This is a genomic window from Nocardiopsis sp. MG754419, assembly GCF_018207095.1.
Classification (GTDB): Bacteria; Actinomycetota; Actinomycetes; order Streptosporangiales; family Streptosporangiaceae; genus Nocardiopsis.
This window is the reverse complement of record NZ_QOCZ01000231.1, coordinates 1-5,779: the sequence shown is the minus strand read 5'-3', so window position 1 is coordinate 5,779 and position 5,779 is coordinate 1. Positions and strand designations below refer to the sequence as shown.

8 protein-coding genes are annotated in these 5,779 nt (G+C 71.0%); all 8 read left to right on the top strand.

Annotation, left to right across the window (positions count from 1 at the left end):
• The coding region (locus tag DSY14_RS26525) for a hypothetical protein (RefSeq protein ID WP_211719346.1) at positions 1 to 913 on the top strand (913 nt) is incomplete at its 5' end.
• 83 nt (positions 914 to 996) lie between these two features.
• The gene (locus DSY14_RS26520; protein WP_211719345.1) at positions 997 to 3,183 is read left to right on the top strand and encodes a hypothetical protein; all 2,187 of its coding nucleotides are present in this window, start codon (positions 997 to 999) and stop codon (positions 3,181 to 3,183) included.
• A 250-nt stretch (positions 3,184 to 3,433) separates the two neighbouring features.
• Entirely contained in the window at positions 3,434 to 3,625 is a 192-nt protein-coding gene (locus DSY14_RS26515; RefSeq protein ID WP_211719344.1) for a hypothetical protein, read from the top strand.
• Positions 3,626 to 3,770: 145 nt separating this feature from the next.
• A complete protein-coding gene (locus DSY14_RS29360; protein ID WP_283091709.1) occupies positions 3,771 to 3,902 on the top strand; it encodes a hypothetical protein in 132 nt (43 codons plus the stop codon).
• A gap of 9 nt (positions 3,903 to 3,911) precedes the next feature.
• Positions 3,912 to 4,097 (top strand): hypothetical protein, encoded by a 186-nt coding sequence (locus DSY14_RS26510; RefSeq protein ID WP_211719343.1) that lies wholly within the window; start codon positions 3,912 to 3,914, stop codon positions 4,095 to 4,097.
• Between the two features lie 93 nt (positions 4,098 to 4,190).
• Positions 4,191 to 4,520 (top strand): hypothetical protein, encoded by a 330-nt coding sequence (locus DSY14_RS26505; protein WP_211719342.1) that lies wholly within the window; start codon positions 4,191 to 4,193, stop codon positions 4,518 to 4,520.
• Positions 4,517 to 5,533, top strand: coding sequence for a DNA cytosine methyltransferase (locus DSY14_RS26500; protein ID WP_211719341.1), 1,017 nt, complete (start codon positions 4,517 to 4,519; stop codon positions 5,531 to 5,533). Before DSY14_RS26505 ends, DSY14_RS26500 begins: the two co-directional genes overlap by 4 nt.
• 105 nt (positions 5,534 to 5,638) lie before the next feature.
• The coding region (locus tag DSY14_RS26495) for a bifunctional DNA primase/polymerase (RefSeq protein ID WP_211719347.1) at positions 5,639 to 5,779 on the top strand (141 nt) is incomplete at its 3' end.

The window sequence follows — 5,779 nt, the reverse complement described above, 5'->3', positions numbered from 1 at the left end:
GTTGTTCGGTGGGGCGGCCGGGCGTAGCGCACGCCGTGCCCGAGGCCGCTCCACCGCGATCACCGACCCCGCCATCCCGGTCGGCTCCGGCCGGGGTCGGTTGCGCCGGGCCGTGCGGGCCGGGTGGGACCACCCGCGCACCCGCCGGGTGCGCACCTCGACCCGGCGCGGCATCACCACCGTGCGGCGCGGCGCCGGGGGCGCGCGAATCCGTATCCGCTCGCACTCCCGGCGCCTGGGCGACTACCTCAAGCGGCGCCGGTGGGCGCTGCGGGTGCGCGGCTGGGGGGAACGCTTCTCCGACTGGTGGGACCAGCTCTGGTCGGCCCTGCTGGGCCGCGCCAGCGATTCCCGCTACGGCCGCCTGAAGGGGTGGCAGCTCGCCACGGCGGCCGCCGCCATCGGCGCCCTGGGCGCCGGCAAGAAGAAAGCACAGCCCCGGCCGCCACTGGTCGGGCGCATCATCGGCGCCGCCGCCCCCACCCCGGGGGACGACGGGCCCATCGCACTGGCCGGGCGACTCGCCCTGGCCCTCACAGAAGGAGACCCACCCGTGGCACCCGAAGTACAGCGGATCAAGGACGCGGCGGACGAGCTGAAGGAAGGGCTGTCCGAGCTGGGCATGTCCGACGTCGGCATGCTCACCTTCGAGCAGGCATTGCAGCAGATCGGCCCGATCCTGACCATCGTCGCGGACGGGCTCAAGGGTCTGGCCGACTCCTCCGAGGAGGAACAGCCCTTGGACGAAAGCGTCATCGAGTACATGCACACGATCGAGGGGGCCGCGCGCGGCTCCTCCGAGGTCGCCGAGGAACTCCCCGGCCTCTTCCGGGCCGCCCACGAGGTGGAGCTGGCCCGGCTGGAGAACCCGCGCCGTGGTGAGCGCAAGTGGGACGTCTCCCAGCAGGACTGACAGCACCTTTCGCCTGACCAGGGGCGGGACCCGACAGGGGTCCCGCCCCTTCCTCATACCCCCTTCGATCTGTTGGAGGAGACATGGCCACGACCACGACCGCCCCGAAGAAGAAGCGCACGACCGCCAAGGACCTGGAGGAGCGCCGCCGACGCTGGTCCCACGAACAGGGGCCGTTCCTGGGGGCGCTCAACGCCGCATCCGCCTCTATGGCGGTCGCGTCGGTGGGCTCGCTCGGGGAGGTCGGCCTGGCGGCCGCCGCCCCGCTGGCGGTCGGCGCGATCGGCGCCACCGCGAGCTTCACCCGCTCGGCCGCCACGAAGGCCCCGTGGCTGCCGCGTCTGTACCGGCCGGCCCGGTGGGTCGGCTACACCGGCTGGTGTTCCTGGGCGCTGGCCACGGGCGGGCCGTGGGACCTGGGGCTGATGACCGCGTTGGGGGTGGGCACCATCGCGGCCGCCCTGCTCCAGCCGGCCGCCCGGAGCTTCGAGATCGCCGCTGAGGACCGCGCCACCGCCGAGGAGCGGATCAAGAAGCGCGCGGGTCTGGCCGGGGTGTGGGAGTCGCGGATCAACCGCATCTGCCGGGTCCCGAGGCCGGGTGTGCGGGTGACCGACATCGCCGAGTGGATGATGCCCGACCCCGACGCACCCGGTGAGACGCGCCAGACCGGCATGTCCATCGTGCTGGAGTTGCCCCAAGGCTCCTCCTCCTGGAAGACGATCCGGCAGCACGCCGAGGCGCTGGCCTCCGATGCCGACCTGCCCGACTCCTGCGGGATCGAGGTCACCAGCCACGGGTCGCGGCGCCGGGTCCTGTTGTTGGTCTCTCAGGTCGACGCGCTGGATGAGGACATCCCGGCCGGCGGCGACTACTCCCAGCTCTCCATCTACGACGACCTGCCGGTGGGGGTGTACCGCGACGGGTCCTGGGTGACCATCAACCTGAAGTGGTCCGCGATGGCGCTGATCGGCGCCACCGGGTCCGGCAAGAGTGCGCACCTGGCGCTGATCATGCGCCAGTTGCTCCGGTGCGGGGACACGCTGATCTTCGGGATCGACTTGAACGGTGGCAAAGCCTTCAAGCCCTGGTTGCGCCCCTGGTTGGAGGGTCGGGCGACCAAGCCGGGCGTGGACTGGGTGGCCACCACCGTCAAGGAAGCCGAGATGATGCTGGACTTCGCCATCGCCGCGATCTCGGTGCGCTCGGCGGGCTACGCCGAACTGATGGCCGAGGTCAACGACGACAAGGTCCCGGCCAGCGCCGCGATCCCGCACATCACGGTGATCTCCGATGAGACCGCCGACCTGCCCCGCAGCATCAAGAACCGGCTGGTGGAACTCTCCAACCGGTCCCGTGGCGTCTCGATCCGTCCGCTCGTCTGTGCTCTGCGGGCGGTCTCCTCCGGCGGCGAGGAGCTGCCCAAAGCCCTGCTGGCGCAAGCCTCGGTGCGCACCGCCATGCGGGTCAACGAAGACAGTGAACTTCAGAGGATGTACGGGTTCGCCCGGGGCTTGCCCAAGGCCGAGGAGATGCCCGATCCGGGATACGGGCTCGTGCAGCCCCACCCCTCCCAGACGCCCCGGATCTTCAAGGGGCTGCTGGTCAAGCCCGATGACGCCGACGCGTGCGTGCTGGCCACCGACGAACGCCGGCCCGTCATGGACGAGGTGACCATCAACGCCGGCCGCGACGCCTACCTGCGCCGGTGGGACCGGGCGCACCGGGCCGGCTGGCTGGGCACCAAGCCCCCCGCCCCGCAGGCACCGGCCGCTCCGGCCGCCCCCGCCTCCGCGGGGACCGACACCGCCGCGCCCGAGCAGAAGCGCGGGCGCCTGGAGGACATGGACCTGAGCGGGGCGGCCGAGAAGGCGCGCGCCAAGAGGAAGGAGCTGGAGGACCGCAACCGCCGCATGAAGGCCGCACGCGACAGTGACGACGGGTTCGCCGAGATCGTGCGCGGTCTGGAGGGGCTCACCCCACCGGAGGGCGGGGACCTGCCCCGGCTCCTGGAGGTGGCTCTGGAGCAGTCCACCGACAAGGGCGTGCACTACGCCGTCCTGGAGGAGACCACCGGGCTCTCCGGTGACCGCATCCGCGAGCTACTGGGGATGCTCGGCATCTCGCCGGCCGAAGGCACGTTCCGGATGCACCCGGGGGGTGACTCCCCCAAGAAGCGCGGCTACCGGCGCGAGGATCTCGACCGTGTGGCGGCCGGGATCGAGCTGGGCGACGTCCAGGTGCCCGACGAAGTGCACGACGCTCTGTGACCGCGCGGGGTGCGTCCCAGGCTGGGACGCACCCCCGTCCCAGACCTGGGTCGCTCCTGGGACGTCCCAAGGGCGTCCCGGCATCGTCCCAGCCCGCTGGGACGCCTCCTGACCTGCGTGTCCCAGGCTGGGGCGCGCGAGCGACCCACCCCCTGGATCCGCTCTCGGGCGGCCCTGGGGGCGGGTGGGGCGGGGGTGTCCCCATCCTGGGACGCACCCGCCGCACGTATCGACGGAGAGTGACATCCGTATGGAGATCGACTGGCCGCGCACTCTCGCGGTGGGCGGTCTGACCGCCGCCGTGATGCTCGCCATCTACGCGGCCGACACCTACCAGGCGTACCGGTCCGGGGAGATCTCGGCCGGCCTCCTGGTGCCCCTCTTCGGGATGGCCGGCGGACTCGCCGTCGGCCTCCTGGTCGCCAACCTCGTGTTCGCCTGACCCGGTTCGCCCGGACGCTGGCCCTGCCCCCGCAACCATCCGTTGCGGGGGTGGGGGGACCGTCCGGTCCAACCACATGACGACGGCCCCCGCAGCTACCAGGCATCGGGGGCCGTCTTCTCTCACCAGGAGAGGACCACACCTTATGCGCACTCACGCCCCCCGAGTGTCCACGATCGTGCCGGCCGCCAACCGCAAGTGCCCCACCTGCGGCGACTACTACGACATCAGCGACCCCGCCGACAGCTACCCGCACAACAACAACCTCTGTGGCTAAGGAGTTCGCATGAAAGCCCAACGCCTCCGCCCTGGTCACGTCCTCCTCGACCACGGACACCGGTTCCGCGTCACCGCGGCCCGCACCTCCGGGTGGCCCTGGGACAGGCGCACCAAGCTCTACGGCTTCTACGAGCCCACCCGCGTACCCGCCACCTACACCTACCCCCCCTGCCACGAAGTGGAGACCGCCTGACCCACGGCACGACGCGGGCCCACCCGAACGCCAATCCCGGTGGGCCCGCTCCTTACCCGACCACACACCTGTGAACAGGAAGGCCTGACCAGTATGACCCTGAGCCACGACCTACAGCGCACCGCAGCCCAGGTACTGACCGGGTTGCTCGATCATGACCACTTGCCCAACGTGACCTGGCACCTGCGCAACCCCGGCACGTCCACCCACATCTACACCTCCCTGAGCACGGACTTCGAGATGTTGTCGGGACAGGCCGACTCCAACCAAGCCGTGCGGGACTGGGCCACGCACCTGGGCACCCACGTGGAACTGCGCTTCGCAGACACCCCCGACGCACACGCGGTCGTGGACGGCATCGTCGTGCGGGTCTGGTGCGCCCCCGCGTACCGGGATGACCTTGGCGCAGGTGAGAAGGCATGACCAACGGGCGCACACCGCTGCGGTTGGGCTCGCTGTGCACGGGTTACGGCGGCCTCGACATGGCACTCCAGGCGTCTCTCCACGCCGAACTGGCCTGGGTCGCCGACCCCGACCCCGGCGCCGCGCGGATCCTTCAGCACCGCCACCCCGACGTGCCCAACCTCGGCGACATCACCGACATCTGCTGGGGGTCGGTGGAGCCCGTCGACCTCTTGACCGCGGGCTTCCCCTGCCAGGACATCAGCAACGCCGGCCTGCGCGCCGGGATCGAAGGAGCCCGCAGTGGCATCTACTTCTCCGTGGTCGAGGCAGTTCGCGTGGTTCGACCACGACTCGTCTTCCTGGAGAACGTCTCAGCCCTCGTTGCTCGGGGCCTGGACCGAGTCATCGCCGAGTTGGCCTCGCTCGGGTACGTGGGATCTTGGCGCTGCGTTCGCGCGTCCGAGGTCGGAGCCCCCCACCGCCGGGAGCGAATCTTCATACTCGCGTGGCCTGCCGACGCCCCGGGCCCGCGACTGGAAGCGGGGCGGCAAGGACGGCCTGGAGGAGGCACTGATGCCGACCCCACGCACCTCCGACACCAACGGGGCAGGACAACACGGGGACGGCGGGCCGGACCTGAGAACGGTGGTCGCCCTGCTGCCCACACCGCGGGCGTCGGATACCGGCACTCCGGGGCGGAGAGCCTCGGAGGGTTTCCGGCCACCGCTGTCGCAGGTGATCCTGCCGCTGGATGGGGACCCTACGAACCCGCCATCAGTCGTTGGGAAGCCGTCACCGGGCGTGCCGCCCCTGTTCCCACTGAACCCGGTCGCACCGGCCGGCCCCGTCTGAGCCCGCGGTTCGTCGAGTGGCTGATGGGTCTGCCGGCCGGGTGGGTGACCGATGCCGCGATCGGCCTCACGAGGAACCAGCAACTCCGTGCTCTGGGCAACGGTGTCGTCCCACAACAGGGCTCTGCCGCCGTGGCCACGCTCCTGCAAAGGACCGGCCACAACGACACCCGAACCTGAGCGCGCTTCCCAGAACCAGCGGGGGCCGGACCGTCACGAGCTGATCGGTCCGGCCCTTTCTGCCTGGTGATTCAAGGAGACCCAAATGAGCACCTGGAGGCCCCCATGACCGGCTTCGCACCCGTCGACTACGCCCTGGCCGCCGCACGCCGCGGCTGGCCCGTCTTCCCCCTCACCCCCCGCTCCAAGAAACCACCGCTGGTCCGGAACTGGGAGAAGACCGCCACCACCGACCCCGACCAGATC

Coding starts and splice junctions, on each gene's coding strand:
- DSY14_RS26520 (WP_211719345.1), top strand. CDS start 997: ATGGCCACGACCACGACCGCCCCGAAGAAGAAGCGCACGACCGCCAAG.
- DSY14_RS26515 (WP_211719344.1), top strand. CDS start 3,434: ATGGAGATCGACTGGCCGCGCACTCTCGCGGTGGGCGGTCTGACCGCC.
- DSY14_RS29360 (WP_283091709.1), top strand. CDS start 3,771: ATGCGCACTCACGCCCCCCGAGTGTCCACGATCGTGCCGGCCGCCAAC.
- DSY14_RS26510 (WP_211719343.1), top strand. CDS start 3,912: ATGAAAGCCCAACGCCTCCGCCCTGGTCACGTCCTCCTCGACCACGGA.
- DSY14_RS26505 (WP_211719342.1), top strand. CDS start 4,191: ATGACCCTGAGCCACGACCTACAGCGCACCGCAGCCCAGGTACTGACC.
- DSY14_RS26500 (WP_211719341.1), top strand. CDS start 4,517: ATGACCAACGGGCGCACACCGCTGCGGTTGGGCTCGCTGTGCACGGGT.